16 protein-coding genes and 1 pseudogene are annotated in these 18,555 nt (G+C 61.6%); 2 read left to right on the top strand and 15 right to left on the bottom strand.

Translation table 11 applies throughout. From position 1 onward, the window contains the following. Nucleotides 1-2: 2 nt before the first annotated feature. The 13 genes from lpxA to rpsB all read right to left on the bottom strand — a co-directional run bounded on the left by lpxA (nucleotide 3) and on the right by rpsB (nucleotide 12,656). The gene (lpxA, locus tag FB481_RS02175; RefSeq protein WP_070884107.1) at nucleotides 3-779 is read right to left on the bottom strand and encodes an acyl-ACP--UDP-N-acetylglucosamine O-acyltransferase; all 777 of its coding nucleotides are present in this window, start codon (nucleotides 777-779) and stop codon (nucleotides 3-5) included. Continuing rightward, nucleotides 776-1,216, bottom strand: a complete 441-nt coding sequence (gene fabZ, locus FB481_RS02170; RefSeq protein ID WP_013792507.1) for a 3-hydroxyacyl-ACP dehydratase FabZ — start codon at nucleotides 1,214-1,216, stop codon at nucleotides 776-778. Before fabZ ends, lpxA begins: the two co-directional genes overlap by 4 nt. Nucleotides 1,217-1,259: 43 nt before the next feature. Continuing rightward, entirely contained in the window at nucleotides 1,260-2,321 is a 1,062-nt protein-coding gene (gene lpxD / locus FB481_RS02165) for a UDP-3-O-(3-hydroxymyristoyl)glucosamine N-acyltransferase (RefSeq protein ID WP_093503868.1), read from the bottom strand. Beyond that, complete coding sequence (locus FB481_RS02160) at nucleotides 2,321-2,785, bottom strand: OmpH family outer membrane protein (protein ID WP_225609398.1); 465 nt, start codon at nucleotides 2,783-2,785, stop codon at nucleotides 2,321-2,323. Before FB481_RS02160 ends, lpxD begins: the two co-directional genes overlap by 1 nt. Before the next feature lie 83 nt (nucleotides 2,786-2,868). Continuing rightward, on the bottom strand, nucleotides 2,869-5,229 hold the full coding sequence (bamA, locus tag FB481_RS02155; RefSeq protein ID WP_147174933.1) for an outer membrane protein assembly factor BamA: 2,361 nt from the start codon (nucleotides 5,227-5,229) through the stop codon (nucleotides 2,869-2,871). Nucleotides 5,230-5,302: 73 nt separating this feature from the next. Continuing rightward, on the bottom strand, nucleotides 5,303-6,655 hold the full coding sequence (gene rseP / locus FB481_RS02150) for an RIP metalloprotease RseP (RefSeq protein ID WP_147174932.1): 1,353 nt from the start codon (nucleotides 6,653-6,655) through the stop codon (nucleotides 5,303-5,305). Then, on the bottom strand, nucleotides 6,652-7,845 hold the full coding sequence (ispC, locus tag FB481_RS02145) for a 1-deoxy-D-xylulose-5-phosphate reductoisomerase (protein WP_147174931.1): 1,194 nt from the start codon (nucleotides 7,843-7,845) through the stop codon (nucleotides 6,652-6,654). The genes rseP and ispC overlap by 4 nt, the downstream gene beginning before the upstream one ends. Beyond that, complete coding sequence (locus tag FB481_RS02140; RefSeq protein WP_093503876.1) at nucleotides 7,842-8,657, bottom strand: phosphatidate cytidylyltransferase; 816 nt, start codon at nucleotides 8,655-8,657, stop codon at nucleotides 7,842-7,844. The genes ispC and FB481_RS02140 overlap by 4 nt, the downstream gene beginning before the upstream one ends. After that, nucleotides 8,657-9,421: a polyprenyl diphosphate synthase gene (uppS, locus tag FB481_RS02135; RefSeq protein WP_093503878.1), complete on the bottom strand. Its 765-nt coding sequence runs from the start codon at nucleotides 9,419-9,421 to the stop codon at nucleotides 8,657-8,659. The genes FB481_RS02140 and uppS overlap by 1 nt, the downstream gene beginning before the upstream one ends. A gap of 16 nt (nucleotides 9,422-9,437) precedes the next feature. After that, entirely contained in the window at nucleotides 9,438-9,995 is a 558-nt protein-coding gene (gene frr / locus FB481_RS02130) for a ribosome recycling factor (RefSeq protein WP_013792515.1), read from the bottom strand. Then, entirely contained in the window at nucleotides 9,992-10,735 is a 744-nt protein-coding gene (gene pyrH / locus FB481_RS02125; RefSeq protein WP_013792516.1) for a UMP kinase, read from the bottom strand. The genes frr and pyrH overlap by 4 nt, the downstream gene beginning before the upstream one ends. Before the next feature lie 185 nt (nucleotides 10,736-10,920). Further along, nucleotides 10,921-11,784 carry a translation elongation factor Ts gene (gene tsf, locus FB481_RS02120; protein WP_027903504.1) on the bottom strand — a complete coding sequence of 288 codons (864 nt, stop codon included), beginning with the start codon at nucleotides 11,782-11,784 and terminating at the stop codon, nucleotides 10,921-10,923. Between the two features lie 128 nt (nucleotides 11,785-11,912). Then, complete coding sequence (gene rpsB / locus FB481_RS02115) at nucleotides 11,913-12,656, bottom strand: 30S ribosomal protein S2 (RefSeq protein WP_075929927.1); 744 nt, start codon at nucleotides 12,654-12,656, stop codon at nucleotides 11,913-11,915. A 294-nt stretch (nucleotides 12,657-12,950) separates the two neighbouring features. Between rpsB and map the strand changes: the two genes are divergently transcribed. Further along, the gene (gene map / locus FB481_RS02110; RefSeq protein WP_256662697.1) at nucleotides 12,951-13,757 is read left to right on the top strand and encodes a type I methionyl aminopeptidase; all 807 of its coding nucleotides are present in this window, start codon (nucleotides 12,951-12,953) and stop codon (nucleotides 13,755-13,757) included. Nucleotides 13,758-13,792: 35 nt separating this feature from the next. Next, nucleotides 13,793-16,486 (top strand): [protein-PII] uridylyltransferase, encoded by a 2,694-nt coding sequence (locus FB481_RS02105; protein ID WP_147174929.1) that lies wholly within the window; start codon nucleotides 13,793-13,795, stop codon nucleotides 16,484-16,486. A 36-nt stretch (nucleotides 16,487-16,522) separates the two neighbouring features. Here the strand turns inward: FB481_RS02105 and FB481_RS23460 are convergent, their stop codons facing one another. After that, on the bottom strand, nucleotides 16,523-17,287 hold the full coding sequence (locus FB481_RS23460; RefSeq protein WP_372239524.1) for a methyl-accepting chemotaxis protein: 765 nt from the start codon (nucleotides 17,285-17,287) through the stop codon (nucleotides 16,523-16,525). Nucleotides 17,288-17,377: 90 nt separating this feature from the next. Continuing rightward, nucleotides 17,378-18,385: pseudogene (locus tag FB481_RS23455) on the bottom strand (cache domain-containing protein); the annotation flags it as partial. Between the last annotated feature and the right edge of the window lie 170 nt (nucleotides 18,386-18,555).

Raw genomic sequence — 18,555 nt, 5'->3', positions numbered from 1 at the left:
ATTCAGCGGGTAATGCCGCGGCTGGAGGTCAGGATCGAATCACGGAAAACCGCCACTTCGGCAAACTGGGCAGCTACTTCTTCCAGCTCGACCAGCGCCTCTTCGATGGTGAAGCCCTGGCGGTAGACGATCTTGTAGGCGCGGCGCAACGCCTGCATCGACTCGGCACTGAAACCACGACGGCGCAGGCCTTCGAAGTTCATGCTGCGCGCTTCGGCCGGGTTGCCGGATACCGTCACATAAGCGGGGACGTCCTTGCCGATCGCCGCCCCCATGCCGGCAAAGGCATGCGCGCCGATATGGCAGAACTGATGCACCAGGGTGTAGCCGGACAGGATCGCCCAGTCGCCGATGTGCACATGGCCGGCCAGCGCCACGTTGTTGACCAAAATGCAGTGATTGCCGACCACGCTGTCGTGGCCGATATGGGCATAGGCCATGATCAGGTTGTGGTCACCGATGGTGGTTTCGTCACGATCCTGAATGGTGCCGCGATGCATGGTCACGCCTTCACGGATGATGTTGTGATCACCGATGACCAGGCGGGTAGGCTCGCCCTTGTACTTGCGATCCGGGGTGTCCTCACCGAGCGAGGCGAACTGGTAGATCTTGTTGTGCTTCCCGATTCGGGTAGGGCCCTTGATGATCACATTGGGACCCAGCACGCAGCCCTCGCCAATTTCTACGTCGGGCCCAATGATCGACCAAGGGCCGACGACGACGTCGTCGGCCAGCTTGGCGCTGGGATCGATGATGGCACGAGGGTCAATCAAACTCATAACTTGCGTTCCGCACAGATGATTTCGGCCGAGCACACTTCCTTGCCATCGACCGTGGCCTTGCATTCGAACTTCCAGATGCTGCGCTTGCTGCTGAGGAACTTGGCCTCGAGGATCAGCTGGTCACCGGGCACGACCGGTTGACGGAAGCGTAGCTTATCGGAGCCGACGAAGTAGTAGAGCGTGCCATCGGCAGGCTTCACATCCATCATCTTGAAGCCGAGGATACCGGCGGCCTGCGCCATGGCTTCGATGATGAGCACGCCTGGCATGATCGGGTGCTCGGGAAAGTGGCCGTTGAAGAATGGCTCGTTGACGCTGACATTCTTGTAAGCACGAACGCACTTGCCTTCCAGATCCAGATCCGTGACCCGGTCCACCAGCAGGAACGGATAACGGTGCGGCAAGTACTCGCGAATTTCGTTGATTTCCATCATTTCCAGAGAAGCCCGTAATAAAGAGAAAGAGCCAGCCATTGGCTCAGGCATCAGATGAGGCATTCCCGCTCGAGGTCACGGCAGCCAGCTGTTTTTCCAACTGCTTCACACGCCGCGCCATGTCGTCCAGCTGGCGGATGCGCGCCACGCTTTTCTTCCACTCGGCTGCAGGTTGCATGGCGGTGCCCGAGGAATAGGCGCCGGGCTCGGTGATCGAGCGGGTGACCATGGTCATACCGGTCACGAATACGCCGTCACACACGTCAATATGGCCGACCATGCCCACACCGCCGGCGATCATACAGTTCTTGCCGATCGAGGTACTGCCGGAAATACCGACACAGGCAGCCATCGCCGTGTTGTCGCCGACTTGCACGTTGTGCGCGATCATGATCTGGTTATCCAGTTTCACGCCGTTGCCGATCCGCGTATCGGACAGCGCGCCGCGGTCGAGCGTAGTGTTGGCGCCGATTTCGACGTCATCACCGATGCTGACGCCACCGATCTGAGCGATCTTCTGCCAGACACCTTTCTCGTTGGCGAAGCCGAAGCCCTCGCCACCGATCACCGCACCGGACTGGATGACCACCCGCTTGCCGATACGCACGTCGTGATACAGGGTAACCCGCGGTGCCAACCAGCCGCCTTCGCCGATCTGCGAACGCGCACCGATCACGCAGTGGGCGCCTATGGTCACGCCGGCGGCGATCTTCGCGCCCGTTTCGATCACTGCGTAAGGACCGATCGCAGCAGTAGTATCGATCTGAGCGTCATCAGCCACCACCGCGGTAGGATGAACGCCTGGCTGCGCCTTGGGCTTGCGATCGAACAGATGGGAAAGCGAGGCGTAGGCCAGATACGGATTGGCAACCACCAGCGCATTACCGCTGAAGCTCTCCGCATCGGCCGCAGTGAGCAACACAGCAGCGGCCTGGCAACTGGCCAGATGCTTGCGGTACTGCGCATTAGACAGGAACGTCAGCTGAGACGGGCCGGCATCCTGCAAGGTTGCCAGCCCGTCGACTGTCTGATCAGCCACGCCCCGCAAGGTGGCGCCCAGCTGCTCGGCCAACTGGCCGAGCGTGAATACCGGTGTGGACATCATCAACGCATCTGGTTCATGCGCTCGATCACCTGACGAGTGATGTCGAATTGCGGTTTCACATCGATGACGGCGCCACGCTCGAGCACGAGATCGAAGTTGCCATTCTTGATGACTTCTTCAACGGCCTTATCCAGGTTGGGCTTGAGCTTCTTGAGCATGTCGCGATCAGCGACGGCCTTGGCTTCGTTCAGTTCCTTGGACTGGAACTGGAAGTCACGGGCCTTTTGCTTGAAGTCCAGCTCGAGGCGCTCGCGTTCGGCAGTCTGCATCTTCTCACCGTCTTTGACGATGCGGTCCTGAATGCGCTTGGCGTCGCTTTCCAGGGTCTTGAGCTTGTTAAGCTGCGGACCGAATTTCTTCTCGGCATCGACGGCGTAACGCTTGGCAGCGTCCGACTCGAGCAGAGCCATCTGGTAGTTGAGCACCGCGATCTTCATTTCCGCGAAGGCCGGGGTAGCCAGCATGGTGACGCTTAACAGAGCCAGTTTAATCAACTTACGCACGGTGCAACTCCTGCAGAAAACTGTCTTGATTCATGAGCAGACGCTTAGAACGTCTGACCGAGGGAGAACTGGAACACCTGGGTATCGGCATCATCCGGTTTCTTGATCGGCATGCCCAGACTGAAGCTCAGCGGACCGAGAGCCGTGATCCAGGTGACGCCAACACCCACAGAGCTGGCCAGGTTGCCGAAATCGATGTCGCAGCTGTCGCCGCGGCGCTTCTGGCCGGCGCTGCAGTCTGTGTCGAAGACGTTACCCACATCCCAGAACAGCGCGGTACGCAGCGAGCGCTGGTCCTTGACGAACGGCATCGGGAACAGCAGCTCCGCACCACCCTGGATCAGCACGTTACCACCGAACGGCAATGGATCCTGATCCGGATCAGCAAGCGTGCCGGGATTGGTACCGGTACTCGGCGTACTGCGCGGGCCCAGGCTGCTGTCCTTGAAGCCACGCACGGAGTTGAAACCACCGGCGTAGTAGTTCTCGTAGAACGGCAGCTTGCTGGTAGAGCCGAAGGCACCGCCGTAACCCAACTGCGTATGGAAGCGCATGGTGTAGGTGTCGGTCAGCGGCTTGAAGATCTGGCCGCGGTAGTCGATTTTGTAGAACGACAGGTCGCTACCCGGCACCGTGGTTTCGAATACCAGGCTCTGCGAGTGGCCACGGTTGGCCAGCACGCCGCGGTTGAGGGTCGACTCGGACCAGCCGGCAGATGCCTTGAAGTTGAGGTACTTCTCGCCTTCCTGGCGGGTGAAGTCGAAGATCTCGTCGACGGTGTAGCGGCCGGTGTTGATCTCGTCCTGCTGCACGGTCAGACCGTAGGTCAGGCGCGAGGTCTCGCTGATCGGGTAACCGATGTTGATGCCGGCACCGAGGCTGTCGACCGAGTAGCTGGACACGTCCACATCGAGCTTGTCGTAGTCGGTGGTGCGGTAGAAGGCGTTGTAGCCCAGGCTCACGCCATCTTCGGTCCAGTACGGATCGGTATAGGAGAAGTTGTAGCGACTTTGGTATTCGCTGCGGGTCAGGCCAATGCTGACGCGGTTACCGCTACCCAGGAAGTTGTTCTGGGTAATCGAGCCGCCGAGGATCAGACCGGCGTTCTGGGCAAAGCCCACGCTGGCGGTAATCGAGCCCGATGCCTGCTCTTCGACGCTGTAATTGACGTCGACCTGGTCATCGGTGCCCGGCACCTGAGGGGTCTCGACGTTGACCTCCTTGAAGAAGCCCAGACGCTCCAAACGCGTCTTCGACTGGTCGATCAGATAGGTCGAAGCCCAGCCGCCTTCCATCTGGCGCATTTCGCGACGCAGCACTTCGTCTTCGGTCTTAGTGTTACCGCGGAAGTTGATGCGATTGACGTAGGCACGCTTGCCCGGATCCACGACGAAAGTGATGGATACGGTGTTGTCATCGTTGTGCGGCTCTGGCACACCGTTGACGTTGGCGAAGGTGTAGCCCTCGTTGCCCAGGCGACGCGTGATCAGTTCGCTGGTGGAAGTCATCACCTTGCGGGAGAACACCTGACCTTCCTTGACCAGCAGCAACGCGCGTACTTCTTCTTCCGGCACCTTGAGGTCGCCGGACAGCTTCACGTCGCGAACGGTGTACTTTTCACCCTCGTCGACGTTGACGGTGATGTAGACGTGCTTCTTGTCCGGAGTGATGGATACCTGGGTAGAGGTGATATCCATGTTGATGTAGCCGCGGTCCAGATAATAGGAACGCAAACGTTCCAGGTCACCGGAGAGCTTCTCGCGGGCGTACTTGTCATCGTTCTTGAAGAAGGACAGCCAGTTGGTAGTTTTCAGCTCGAACAGATCCTGCAACTCTTCATCAGAGAAGACCTTGTTGCCGACAACGTTGATGTGCTGAATGGCCGCGACGCTGCCTTCGTTGATGTTGATCTTCAGCGCCACGCGGTTGCGCGGCTGCGGAATCACTTCGGCATCGATTTCGGCGGAATAACGGCCCTGGGCCACGTACTGACGCTGCAATTCGTTACGCACGCCTTCCAGGGTCGCGCGTTGGAAGATTTCACCTTCGTCGAGGCCGGACTGCTTCAAGCCCTTCATCAGGTCATCGGTGCTGATGGCCTTGTTGCCTTCGATCTCGATGCTGGAGATCGACGGACGCTCGACAACGGTAATGACCAGCACGTTGCCGTCGCGGCCGAGCTGGATGTCCTGGAAGAAACCGGTTTTGAACAGTTCGCGCGTCGCTTCGGTAAGCGTACGGTCGTCGGCCGACTCGCCAACGTTCAGAGGCAGTGCGCCAAACAGGCTGCCCGCGGAGACGCGCTGCAGGCCGTTAACGCGAATATCGGAGATGGTGAAGGACTCGGCGTGAACTTCGGCGATCATCAATGCGGAAAGAACCGCAGGTAGCAGCAGACGTTTCATGAAGTCCTTTCTTATTCCAACTAACGATAAGAAATCAGTCGTTCGAGACGAAAGATATATAATTCAGCTGAGCTCACAAGCGACCAAGGTCGTTGACCAGAGCCAGCAGCATCACCCCGATCACCAGGCTGATACCAATCTGCATCCCCCAACCCTGCACCCGTTCCGAAAGCGGGCGGCCTCGCACCCACTCGAGCAGGTAATAAAGCAGATGTCCGCCATCCAGAACCGGGATGGGCAGCAAATTGAGAACGCCCAGGCTGATGCTCAGGTACGCGAGGAAATTCAAAAAGTCCCCAAGGCCCGACTCGGCCGAAGCGCCCGCCACTTTAGCAATGGTTATCGGCCCACTCAAGTTTTTTACCGAGAGCTCACCGAAGAGCATTTTCTTCAGTGAATCGAGAGTCAGGAGGCTCATCGTCCAGGTGCGTGTGCCCGCTTCACCGACCGCCTGCAGCGGGCCGTAGCTGACTTCACGGAGCATTTCAGGCGGCCACTGAGCCGCTGCCACGCCGGCGCCGAGGTAGCCAGTGGCCGCCTCGCCCTCGCCTTTCGCGGCCAGGGTGACGGGCACGTCCAGACGCTGCCCATCGCGCTCCAGCGCAATGGATACCGACTTGCCCGGCAGCCCGCGCACACGATCGACCAGATCCTGCCAGTCGCTCAGCGGCTGATCGTCGAGCGCCAGCAGGCGATCTCCAATGCGCAGGCCGGCGGCCTGGGCCGGCCCTTCAGGGTCGAACTCGGCGAGCACTGGCTCGAGGCTTGGCCGCCACGGGCGGATACCCAGCGAGGCAATCGGATCCGGCTCATTGGCGCCGCGCAGCCAGTTGTCCAGCTCGACGCGGTGCGGAGTATCGGCTCCACCATCAGGATGGCGGGTGGTGATCAGCAGCTCGCCGCTTTCGCCGAGGCGGCGTACCAACTGCAGGTTGACCGCCGACCAGCCGGTGACCGCCTTGCCGTTGACCGAAACGATTTCCTCACCGGCCTGCAGGCCAGCGACCTGAGCCAGGCTGCCCGACTCCACGGCGCCAATGACCGGGCGCACCTGCTGGCTGCCGAGCATGGCCACCAGCCAGAAGAACACCAGGGCCAGGGCGAAGTTGGCAGCCGGCCCAGCGGCGACGATGGCGAAGCGCTGCTTGACGGTCTTGCGATTGAACGACTGCTCGGCCAACTCCGGCGGCACATCGCCTTCGCGCTCATCGAGCATCTTCACATAGCCACCCAGCGGGATGGCGGCGATCACGAATTCGGTGCCCTGACGGTCGTGCCAGCGCACCAGCGGCGTGCCGAAACCTACGGAGAAGCGCAGCACCTTAACGCCACAGCGGCGAGCAACCCAGAAATGACCGTATTCATGAAAGGTCACCAGCACCCCGAGGGCGATCAGGGTACCGACGATCATATAGAGTGCGCTCATGCCACCTCTCCACGATTCAACCATTGCCCGGCCAGCTCCCGCGCGCGGCGGTCAGCTTCAAGCACGGCATCGAGACAGTCCACCGCAACGCTAGGCTCTGCCTCGAGAACGCTGCCAATGATACGCGCGATATCGGTAAAGCGAATCCGCCGCTCGAGAAATGCCGCCACCGCCACTTCGTTCGCGGCATTGAGCATGGCCGGCGCGCTGCCGCCTGCTTCGGCGGCCTCGCGGGCAAGGCGCAGACAGGGGAAGCGAACATCATCCGGCGCCTGGAAATCCAGACGCGCCACCGCGAGCAGATCCAGCGGCGCCACACCCGAGTCGATGCGCTGCGGCCAGGCCAGCGCATGGGCGATGGGCGTGCGCATGTCGGGATTACCCAGTTGAGCGAGCACCGAACCATCGACGTAATCGACCAACGAATGGATGACGCTCTGCGGGTGAATCAACACCTCGACCTGCTCCGGGCACGCATCGAACAGCCAGCAGGCTTCGATCAGCTCCAGGCCCTTGTTCATCATGCTCGCCGAGTCGACGGAAATCTTGCGGCCCATCGACCAGTTTGGGTGAGCACAGGCCTGCTCGGGCGTTACCGCGTGCAGCGACTCGGGCGAGGCCTGACGAAACGGGCCACCAGAGGCGGTGAGCAGGATACGCCGCACGCCGACCGGCTGCAGGCCACGAGCGTAATCCTGAGGCAGGCACTGGAAGATCGCGTTGTGCTCGCTGTCGATCGGCAGCAGCACGGCGCCACTCTGACGCACCGCGCGCATGAACAGCGCGCCAGACATCACCAGGGCTTCCTTGTTGGCAAGCAGTACCTTCTTGCCGGCTTCGACCGCAGCCAGTGTCGGCTTGAGCCCGGCCGCACCGACGATGGCAGCCATCACGGCATCCACCTCGGCATGGGCGGCAACCTCGCACAATCCGGCCTCGCCAGACAATACGCGAGTATCCAGCCCGGCCTGCCGCAGGCGAGCTTGCAGATCGGCTGCCGCTACGGCATCGGCTACAACGGCGAAACGCGGCCGGTGAATGACGCAAAGCGCCTCCAGCTCGGCCAGCCGCGTGAAAGCGGTCAGGGCAAAAGCCTGGTAACGCGACGGATGGCGGGCGATGACATCGAGGGTGCTGAGACCGATTGAGCCGGTTGCACCAAGAACGGTGATCTGCTGAACCTGGCTCACAATGTGCCCCAGCCAGCCAGCCACAGCAGCAGGGCGAATACCGGCACCGCGGCGGTCAGGCTGTCGATGCGGTCGAGCACCCCACCATGCCCCGGCAGCAGATTGCTGCTGTCCTTGATGCCGGACTGACGCTTGAACATGCTCTCGGTCAGGTCACCAACCACGGAGATCAGCACCACCAAGGCAGCGGCCGGTAGCGCCTGCAGAAACTGAGTAAACGACCAATCACGAACAACGCCGACCACGATGGTCAGCAGCAGGCTGAGCAGCAAACCACCGACCAGGCCTTCCCAGCTCTTGCCAGGACTGACCTGCGGGGCCAGCTTGCGCTTGCCGAAGCGCTTGCCGGAGAAATAGGCGCCGATATCCGCCACCCAGACCAGCGCCATCACCGCCAGGATTAGCCAGTTGGCCAGCTGCCACTGCTTGATCACCACCAGCCCTTGCCAGGCCGGCAGCAGAATCAGCAGGCCTATCGCCAGACGCCCCGGCAGACCGCCCCAGTAGCGGCTGCTATCCGGGTAGTTGAGCACCAGAAAGGTCGCGAACGCCCACCACAGCACGCCGATGGCCAACAGCCAGGGCGCCAGCGCGGGGGCGGCGTAAACCAGATAAAGCAACACCGCCACCAGGGCGGCATAGGCAACACGCAGCGGCTGGGCCTCGAAGCCCGCCAGGCGGGCCCATTCCCAGGCACCGAGCACGACCACTACGGCGATAAACAGCGCGAATGCGCCACCTTCGAGCAGGAAGAAACCTGCCAGGGCGATCGGCAGCAGGATCAGCGCCGTAATGATTCGTTGCTTGAGCATCAGGCGCGGGCCTCGGCTTCGACTTGTTCACTGGTTTTGCCAAAACGCCGCTGGCGCTTGGCGAAATCCGCCAGCGCTGCGCGCATGGCGTCGTGCTTGAAGTCCGGCCACAGCAGGTCGGAGAAGTACAATTCACTGTAGGCCATCTGCCAGAGCAGGAAATTGCTGACCCGGTGTTCGCCGCCCGTGCGGATGCACAGATCCGGCAGCGGCTGCTCACCAGTGGCCAGACAACCCTGCAACAGACGCGGAGTGATGTCCTCGGGTTGCAGATGACCGCCCTGCACTTCACGCGCCAGGCGTTGCGCGGCCTGGGCGATATCCCACTGACCGCCGTAGTTGGCGGCGATCTGCAGGATGAAGCGCTGCTCGCCCGGCGCGCCGGCGGTCGCCGCTTCGGCTTCGCGCATGGCGGCCTGCAGCTCGGGATGGAAGCGCGAACGGTCGCCGATGATGCGCAGACTGATGCGGTTCTCGTCGAGCTTGCGTGCCTCGCGACGCAGGGCACTGAGGAACAGCTCCATCAGCGCACCGACCTCATCGGCCGGGCGCTGCCAGTTCTCACTGGAGAAAGCGAACAGGGTCAGCACTTCCACGCCGGAATCGGCGCACACTTCGATGACCGCTCGCACCGCATCGACGCCGGCCTTATGCCCGGCAACGCCAGGCAACAGGCGTTTGCGCGCCCAGCGGTTGTTACCATCCATAATGATCGCCACGTGCCGTGGAACGGCCATCACGGCACCGACTTTGGAATTGTCCATGGCGACTTCCTGGCCGTCAGACGGCCATCAGGTCCGCTTCTTTCTGCTTCACGGCGACGTCGATTTCGCCCACGAACTTGTCGGTCAGCTTCTGTACGTCGTCAGCGGCGCGGCGCTCTTCGTCCTCGGTGATTTCCTTTTCCTTCACCAGATCCTTGAGCTGGCTCATGGCGTCACGACGGATGTTGCGCACGGCAACACGGGCGTCTTCGGCAGCATCACGGGCCTGCTTGGTGAAGCCGCGGCGGGTTTCTTCGGTCAGCGCCGGCATGGTGACCAGCAGCAGCTCGCCCAGGTTGGTCGGGTTGAAGCCCAGACCGGAGCTCTGGATGGCCTTGTCGACTGCGCTCAGCATGTTGCGCTCGAAGGCCACGACCTGCAGGGTACGCGAGTCCTTGACGGTAACGCTGGCAACCTGGTTGAGCGGGGTGTCGGCGCCGTAGTACGGAACCATCACGCCACTGAGGATGCTGGGGTGAGCCTGACCGGTACGAATGCGGCTGAATGCATGAGCCAGCGATTCCAGGCTCTTCTGCATGCGCGCCTGGGCGTCCTTCTTGATTTCGTTGATCATTCTTTACCTTCCTCGACCAGAGTGCCTTCGGCGCCGCCCACCACGACATTGAGCAGGGCACCGGGCTTGTTCATGTTGAAAACGCGCAGCGGCATGTTGTGATCACGGCACAGGCAAATGGCCGTCAGATCCATCACACCCAGCTTGCGATCGAGCACCTCGTCATAGGTGAGGCGATCGAACTTCTCCGCATGCGGATCCTTGAATGGATCGGCAGTGTACACACCATCGACCTTGGTTGCCTTCAGCACCACATCGGCGTCGATCTCGATACCCCGCAAGCAGGCGGCCGAGTCGGTGGTGAAGAACGGGTTGCCAGTGCCAGCGGCGAAGATCACCACCTCACCGGTCTTCAGATGGCGCATGGCCTTGCGGCGATCATAGTGATCGGTGACGCCGACCATGGAGATGGCCGACATGACCAGCGCCGGGATGTTCGAGCGCTCCAGGGCGTCACGCATGGCAAGGGCGTTCATCACCGTGGCCAGCATGCCCATGTGGTCACCGGTAACGCGGTCCATGCCGGCAGCGCTCAATGCAGCGCCACGGAACAGGTTGCCACCGCCGATCACTACACCCACTTGCACGCCGATACCGACCAACTGACCGACTTCCAGCGCCATGCGATCGAGCACCTTGGGATCGATGCCGAAATCTTCGGAGCCCATCAGGGCCTCGCCGCTGAGTTTGAGCAGAATGCGCTTGTAGCGCGGTTGACGACCACTCACCTGCTGAGCCATTACCAATCTCTCCTGCGGCGTAAGAAAAACCTGCGAACCGAGTGGCTCGCATATCGAGCGCTTCGACAGCGCTCACGACCGTGAGTGCCACAGGCACCAACCGTCGTTTCGAAAAAAATCCCCTTTGAAAAAGAGGCCGCGCGCGTGAGCGGGCAGCCTCTTCTGGGGCGCTACCTAAGCAGTTATCACTGCTTGCTGGCAGCAACCTGAGCAGCAACTTCGGCAGCGAAGTCGGTCTCGGCCTTCTCGATGCCCTCGCCCACTTCGTAACGAACGAAGGAAACGACTTCGGCACCGGCTTTCTTCACCAGGTCACCGACCTTGACTTCCGGATCCATGATGAAGGCTTGCTCGACCAGGCTGGCTTCAGCCAGGAACTTGGCGATACGACCCTTGACCATGTTCTCGACGATGTTTTCCGGCTTGCCGGCGATCTTCTCGGCGTTCAGCTGCAGGAAGATTTCCTTTTCCTTGGCAACCAGTTCCTCGGAAACCTGATCCGGGGAAACAACGGCCGGGTTGCTCGCTGCAACATGCATGGCAACGTGCTTGGCCAGTTCGTCATTGCCGCCTTTCAGGACAACCAGAACGCCGATACGGTGGCCGTGCAGGTAGGCACCAACGGTGTCACCGGAAACAGCGGTCAGACGACGGATGTTGACGTTCTCGCCGCACTTGGCAACCAGGGCTTCACGAGCGGATTCACGCGAGGCGATCAGCGGAGCGGCTTCGGTCAGGTTCTTCTCGAAGGCTTCGTCCAGGCTTTCCTTGACGAAAGCTTTGAAGTCGTCCTGCAGGGCCAGGAAGTCGGTCTGCGAGTTGACTTCGATGATCAGGCCACGGTTGCCTTCGACGCGAACGGCGATGGAACCTTCAGCGGCGATGTTGCCAGCCTTCTTGGCCGCCTTGATGGCGCCCGAAGCGCGCATGTCATCAATGGCCTTCTCAATGTCGCCACCAGCGGCAACCAGGGCCTTTTTGCATTCCATCATGCCTTGGCCGGTACGCTCGCGCAGTTCCTTGACCAGTGCTGCAGTAATCTCTGCCATCTTGAAAATCCTCTTGGTAGGTCTTCAACCATCACCCGCATGGCGGGCGATCAAATCTGTGAGTGGCAAAAAGGGGGCCTAGCCCCCTTTTTGCGCAGCGCATAACACGAGATGCTCTGCGTTACCGCTTAGCCTTCGGCAGCTTCTGCAGCCGGCGCTTCTTCGACGAACTCTTCGGTAGCGCCGCCGGTGTTGCTGCGACCACGGATCACGGCGTCGGCCATGGCACCCATGTACAGCTGGATGGCGCGAATGGCGTCGTCGTTACCCGGGATGATGTAGTCAACGCCTTCCGGGCTGCTGTTGGTATCGACAACGCCGATGACCGGGATGCCCAGCTTGTTGGCTTCGGTGATCGCGATGCGCTCGTGATCAACGTCGATGACGAACAGGGCGTCCGGCAGACCGCCCATGTCCTTGATACCGCCCAGGCTGCGATCCAGTTTTTCCAGATCACGGGTGCGCATCAGGGCTTCTTTCTTGGTCAGCTTGCTGAAGGTACCGTCCTGGGACTGCACTTCCAGATCGCGCAGACGCTTGATCGAGGCACGGATGGTTTTGTAGTTGGTGAGCATGCCGCCCAACCAGCGGTGATCGACGAACGGCGAGTTGCAACGAGCCGCTTCTTCGCGAACGATCTTGCCAGCGGAACGCTTGGTGCCGACGAACAGAATCTTGTTCTTGCCAGCAGCCAGCTTTTCAACGAACGACAGAGCGTCGTTGAACATCGGCAGGGTCTTTTCCAGGTTGATGATGTGAATCTTGTTGCGCGCGCCGAAAATGTACTTGCCCATTTTCGGATTCCAGTAACGGGTCTGGTGGCCGAAGTGCACACCGGCCTTCAGCATATCGCGCATATTGACTTGGGACATGATAGTTCCTTGATAAGTCGGGTTAGGCCTCCACGCATCCCAATTTCCAACCCTTGCGGGCACCCAGGAAATCGTGTCGATACGTGTGTGGGGTTTAGGCTTTCGGGGTCTACCCCGTAAAGCGGCGCGTTTTATACCACAACAAGCAGCCATAAGCTACAAGAGCCAGACACAAGCGCTAAGGCCGTGTGCCCGGACCGCTGAGTCTAGCTCAGCATCGGCGCCCCGCGTCCACTTGTGGCTTGCAGCTTGTGGCCTGCAGCTTAGAATGTCGTCCTTTATCGAGCTTACGAGATCACCATGACCGTCACCCTGAAGACGCCCGACGAAATCGAGAAAATGCGCATCGCCGGTCGCCTGGCCGCCGACGTACTGGAGATGATCGCCGAATACGTCAAACCCGGCGTTACCACGGACGAACTCAACACCATCTGCCACAACTATATCGTCGACGTGCAGAAGGCCATTCCCGCCCCGCTCAACTACGGCGCAGCGCCGGGTCGCCCGGGCTTTCCGAAATCCATCTGCACCTCGCTCAACCATGTGGTGTGTCACGGCATCCCCAACGACAAGCCGCTCAAGGAAGGTGACGTGATGAATATCGACGTCACCGTGATCAAGGATGGCTACTTCGGCGACACCAGCCGCATGTTCCATATCGGCAAAGTGCCGGAGTGGGCCGAGCGCCTGTCGCGCGTCACTCAGGAATGCCTCTATAAAGGCATCGAAGTGGTGCGTCCAGGTGCACGCCTGGGCGACATCGGCGAAGTGATTCAGAAGCACGCCGAGAAACACGGCTTTTCGGTGGTGCGCGAGTTCTGCGGCCACGGCATCGGTTCGGTGTTCCACGAAGACCCGCAGATCCTGCACTACGGCCGTGCCGGCACCGGCATGGAGCTCAAGGAAGGCATGACCTTCACCATCGAGCCGATGATCAATCAGGGCCGAGCGGAAACCCGCGTACTGGGCGACGGCTGGACCGCCATCACCAAGGACCGCAAGCTGTCCGCCCAGTGGGAGCACACCCTGTTGGTCACCGCCGATGGCTACGAGATTTTCACCCTGCGCAGCGACGACACCATCGCCCGCACCTCGGCCTGAGATTCGCTCGCCCCATAGATAAGGAAGGCCGCCGCATGTCGCTGACAGACGCCGAATTGTTCGATCGTGGCCAGTTCCAGGCGGAGCTGGCTCTCAAGTCCAGCCCCATCGGCGCCTTCAAGAAAGCCATCCGCCGCGCCCACGAGGTGCTGGATGCGCGTTTTCGCGACAACCGCGACGTGCGCCGCCTGGTCGAGGATCGCGCCCGTTTCACCGACCAGATCCTGCTCGAAGCCTGGAACCGCTTCACCTGGAGCAGCGAGGCGGAAATCGCCCTGCTGGCGGTGGGCGGCTACGGCCGCGGCGAGCTGCATCCCTATTCCGATATCGACCTGCTGATCCTGCTTGGCGGGGACGATCAGGAAACCTTCCGCGAACCCATCGAAGGCTTTCTCACCCTACTCTGGGACATCGGCCTGGAAGTTGGCCAGAGCGTGCGCTCGGTGGCCGAGTGTGGCGAAGAGGCGCGCGCCGACCTGACCATCATCACCAACCTGATGGAAAGCCGCACCATCGCCGGCCCCGAGCACCTGCGCGAGCGCATGCAGACGGTGACCTCCACCGCCCAGATGTGGCCGAGCAAGGCCTTCTACCGGGCCAAACGCGACGAACAAAAGGCCCGCCACGCCAAGTACAACGACACCGAGTACAACCTGGAACCCAACGTGAAGGGGTCACCAGGCGGCCTGCGCGATATCCAGACCATCCTGTGGGTGGCGCGTCGGCATTTCGGCACGCTGAATTTGCATGCCATGGTCGGCCAGGGCTTTCTGCTGGAAAGCGAATACGCCCTGCTCGCCTCCAGCCAGGAGTTTCTCTGGAAGGTGCGCTACGCCCTGCACATGCTGGCCGGGCGCGCCGAAGACCGACTGCTGTTCGATCACCAGAGCAAGGTTGCCGAGCTGCTCGGCTACAACGAGGGCGACACCAAGCGCACCATCGAGCGCTTCATGCAGAAGTACTACCGCGTGGTGATGGCCATCGCCGAGCTGAGCGACCTGATCAACCAGCACTTCGAGGAAGAGATCCTGCGCGCCGGTGAAAACCTGCCGGTGCAGCCGCTCAACAGCCGCTTCCAGGTGCGTGACGGCTACATCGAAGTCACCCACGCCAACGTCTTCAAGCGCACGCCGTTCGCCATCATCGAGATCTTCGTGCTGATGGCCCAGCACCCCGAGCTCAACGGCGTGTGCGCCGACACCATCCGCCTGCTGCGCGATCACCGCTACCTGATCGACGACGACTTCCGCCGCGATATCCGCAACACCAGCCTGTTCATCGAACTGTTCAAGTGCGAGCAGGGCATCCACCGCAACCTGCGGCGCATGAACCGCTACGGCATCCTCGGCCGTTACCTGCCGGAGTTCGGCCATATCGTCGGGCAGATGCAGCACGACCTGTTCCACATCTATACGGTCGACGCCCACACGCTCAACCTGATCAAGCACCTGCGCAAGTTCAAGTGGCCGGAGCTGGCGGAGAAATTCCCCCTGGCCAGCCAGTTGATCGACAAGCTGCCCAAGCCAGAGCTGATCTACCTGGCCGGCCTGTACCACGACATAGGCAAGGGCCGCGGCGGCGATCACTCGGAGATCGGCGCCCTGGATGCCGAAGCATTCGGCCAGCGCCACCACTTGCCGGCCTGGGACACCGCGCTAATCGTCTGGCTGGTGCAGAACCACCTGGCGATGTCGACCACCGCCCAGCGCAAGGACCTGTCCGACCCGCAGGTGATCAACGACTTCGCCGCCTTCGTGGGCGACCAGACGCATCTGGATTACCTCTACGTGCTCACCGTGGCGGACATCAACGCCACCAACCCGACACTGTGGAACTCCTGGCGTGCCAGCCTGATGCGCCAGCTGTACACCGAAACCGCCAGCGCCCTGCGCCGCGGCCTGGAAAACCCGGTGGAGCGCGAGGAGCAGATTCGCCTGACCCAAGCTGCAGCATTGGACATTCTGACCGCTGCCGGCACCGATGCCGACGACGTCGAGCAACTCTGGTCACAGCTGGGCGATGACTACTTCCTGCGCCACACCGCCAGCGACGTGGCGTGGCATACCGACGCGATCCTCCAGCACCCGGACGATGGCGGGCCACTGGTACTCATCAAGGAAACCACCCAGCGCGAGTTCGAAGGCGGCACGCAGATCTTCATCTACGCACCGGATCAGCACGATTTCTTCGCGGTGACGGTAGCGGCCATGGCGCAGCTGAACCTGAACATCCACGACGCGCGGATTCTCACGTCAACCAGCCAGTTCACCCTCGACACCTACATCGTGCTCGAGGCCGAAGGTGGCTCGATCGGTGACAATCCCAAGCGCATCCAGCAAATCCGCCAGAGCCTGGTCGATACCCTGATGCACCCGGACGAGTATCCGAACATCATCCAGCGCCGTGTCCCGCGCCAGCTCAAGCACTTCGCCTTCGCGCCTCAGGTGACCATTCACAACGATGCCCAGCGGCCGGTCACCGTGGTGGAACTGACCGCGCCGGATCGCCCGGGCCTGCTGGCCAAGATCGGGCGCATCTTCCTGGACTTCGACCTGTCAGTGCAAAACGCCAAGATCGCCACGCTTGGCGAACGGGTCGAGGACGTATTCTTCGTCACCGATGCCGACAACCAGCCGCTGTCCGATCCCGAGCTGTGCGCGCGCCTGCAGCAGACCATCGTCACCCAGCTGTCGGCGAGCAGCCCCAGCCCGGCACAGATCAGCATCTGAATGCAGCGCGGGCCCCATTTGGGGCCCGCGCTGCATTCAGATGCGGAAGCTGTCGACCAGTTGCTTGAGCCGCCCGACCTGCTGATCCAGTTCGGTACAGGCGCTGAGGCTGGCCTGCAGGTTGCGCACGCCGTCCTGGTTGAGCGTATTGATCTCGGTGATATCCATGTTCAAGCTCTCGATCACCGAGGTCTGCTCCTCGGTGGCAGTGGCCACGGACTGGTTCATGCCGTCGATCTCGCCGATGCGGCGGGTCACGCCGCGCAGGTTCTCGCCGGCCTGACCACCGATACGCACGCTGTCGTCGCTGAAGCGGCGGCTCTCGCCCATGGTCGCCACGGCGTCACGGGCGCCTGACTGCAACTGCTCGATCATCTGCTGGATTTCCTGGGCCGAGCTCTGCGTACGCTGAGCCAGGTTGCGCACCTCGTCGGCCACCACGGCAAAGCCGCGACCGGCCTCGCCGGCACGCGCCGCTTCGATGGCGGCGTTGAGCGCCAGCAGGTTGGTCTGCTCGGAAATGCCCTTGATCACGTCGAGAATCTGGCCGATGTCGTTGCTCTTCTCGCTGAGCAACTCGATATGGCTGCCCGAGGCCTGGATCTTGTCAGACAGATCGCCCATCGAACCCAGGGTGCGCTCGACCATGCCCTGGCCTTCTTCGGCATCACGGCGCGCTTCGCTGGCCTGCACCGAGGCATCGGCAGCGTTGCGGGCGATTTCCTGGGCCGCAGCGCCAAGCTCGTTGATCGCCGCGGCGACGCTGTCGGTGCGCGCCGCCTGCTCGCTGGAATTCCCCATGGACGCATTGGAGGCCTGTACCACGGTACTGACCCGGGCATGCACCTCTCGGGTGGCCGAAGCCACTTCACGGATCGACTCGTGGATACGCTCGACGAAGCGGTTGAAGGCGCCGGCCAGCTCACCGAACTCGTCGCCGGACTCGACCTTCAGGCGCTGAGTCAGGTCGCCCTCACCCTCGGCGATACCGCTCATGGCGTGGCTCATCACGTGCAGCGGACGCAACAGAATGCGGATCAGCGCACCAAGCAGCAGCAGGATGGCGATCACCCCGATGACCGTGGAGGTCAGTGCCGAGATGCGGAATTCGTGCAGTGCTGCAAAAGCCTTGCTTTCGTCGACCGACAGACCGACGTACCAGCGCACGCCCGCCAGCCCCTGCACCGGCAAAAAACTGACGATACGCGCGCTGCCATCGGCCGCCACCACGTTCTGCAACCCCGCTTCCAGACGCGGCGCGGCGCCCGGGAACAAGTCGCTGAGTTTCTTCAACACCAGGCTCTTGTCCGGGTGCACGAACACCGTGCCCTTGTCGTCGACCAGGAAGGCGTAGCCCATGCCGCCCAGGTCGAAGGAGTTGAGGATGTCGTCGATGGTCTGCAGCTTGAGGTCGCCGCCGACCACGCCCTGCAGGGTGCCGCCGACGCTGACCGGACGGGTGATGGTGATCAGCAGGCCGTCACGCGGGTCGGCCGCCAGGTACGGCTCGGTCAGGCCCGGGCCGCTGCTGTTCGCTGCGCTTTTGTACCAGGGGCGCTGACGCGGATCGTAGCCGGCTGGCAGCTCGCTGGGCGGGAACTGAGTGTAGGTACCATCGTTCTGGCCGTAATAGGCATACAGGAACGCCGAGGCAACGCTGCGGTGCTGCAGGTTCCTGGCCAGCGGCGCCTGGGCGCTGTCGTCCTGCACCGACTCGGCCAGGTTGTCGAGCAGCTGCATGCGCCCGGAGAGCCAGTGCTGGATGTTGCCGGTCGACACCTGACCAACATCGTGCAGGTAGTTGTTCAGATTGTCGCGAATCGCCGTGCGCTGCAGATAATCGTTGTACAGCGCAAAGGATGCGAAGGCCGCAATGACCACCAGGGAAGCAGCCAACATGATCTTGTGGCTGAACTTGAGGGTGCGCATGGAAGAAGCTCTCGCTAAAGGAATGCCGGAGGGGATTACGCCCAGGCTATCGACCCAAAGCGATGCGTCTTTAGCACCTTCACGAAAAATCTGACCAAAGTGTCAGCCAAATAAATGGCGACGGAAAAGCGCATGCTTGA

Origin of the sequence: Pseudomonas sp. AG1028 (assembly GCF_007993955.1) — a bacterium.
Taxonomy (GTDB): Bacteria; Pseudomonadota; Gammaproteobacteria; order Pseudomonadales; family Pseudomonadaceae; genus Aquipseudomonas; species Aquipseudomonas straminea.
This window is presented reverse-complemented; position numbering and strand designations above follow the sequence as displayed.

Bases quoted from the DNA above. Each gene is read 5' to 3' on its own strand.
- lpxA (WP_070884107.1), bottom strand. From the start codon at position 779: ATGAGTTTGATTGACCCTCGTGCCATCATCGATCCCAGCGCCAAGCTG.
- fabZ (WP_013792507.1), bottom strand. From the start codon at position 1,216: ATGATGGAAATCAACGAAATTCGCGAGTACTTGCCGCACCGTTATCCG.
- lpxD (WP_093503868.1), bottom strand. From the start codon at position 2,321: ATGATGTCCACACCGGTATTCACGCTCGGCCAGTTGGCCGAGCAGCTG.
- FB481_RS02160 (WP_225609398.1), bottom strand. From the start codon at position 2,785: ATGCTGGCTACCCCGGCCTTCGCGGAAATGAAGATCGCGGTGCTCAAC.
- bamA (WP_147174933.1), bottom strand. From the start codon at position 5,229: ATGAAACGTCTGCTGCTACCTGCGGTTCTTTCCGCATTGATGATCGCC.
- rseP (WP_147174932.1), bottom strand. From the start codon at position 6,655: ATGAGCGCACTCTATATGATCGTCGGTACCCTGATCGCCCTCGGGGTG.
- FB481_RS02140 (WP_093503876.1), bottom strand. From the start codon at position 8,657: ATGCTCAAGCAACGAATCATTACGGCGCTGATCCTGCTGCCGATCGCC.
- uppS (WP_093503878.1), bottom strand. From the start codon at position 9,421: ATGGACAATTCCAAAGTCGGTGCCGTGATGGCCGTTCCACGGCACGTG.
- frr (WP_013792515.1), bottom strand. From the start codon at position 9,995: ATGATCAACGAAATCAAGAAGGACGCCCAGGCGCGCATGCAGAAGAGC.
- pyrH (WP_013792516.1), bottom strand. From the start codon at position 10,735: ATGGCTCAGCAGGTGAGTGGTCGTCAACCGCGCTACAAGCGCATTCTG.
- tsf (WP_027903504.1), bottom strand. From the start codon at position 11,784: ATGGCAGAGATTACTGCAGCACTGGTCAAGGAACTGCGCGAGCGTACC.
- rpsB (WP_075929927.1), bottom strand. From the start codon at position 12,656: ATGTCCCAAGTCAATATGCGCGATATGCTGAAGGCCGGTGTGCACTTC.
- FB481_RS02105 (WP_147174929.1), top strand. From the start codon at position 13,793: ATGTCGCTGACAGACGCCGAATTGTTCGATCGTGGCCAGTTCCAGGCG.
- FB481_RS23460 (WP_372239524.1), bottom strand. From the start codon at position 17,287: ATGGGGAATTCCAGCGAGCAGGCGGCGCGCACCGACAGCGTCGCCGCG.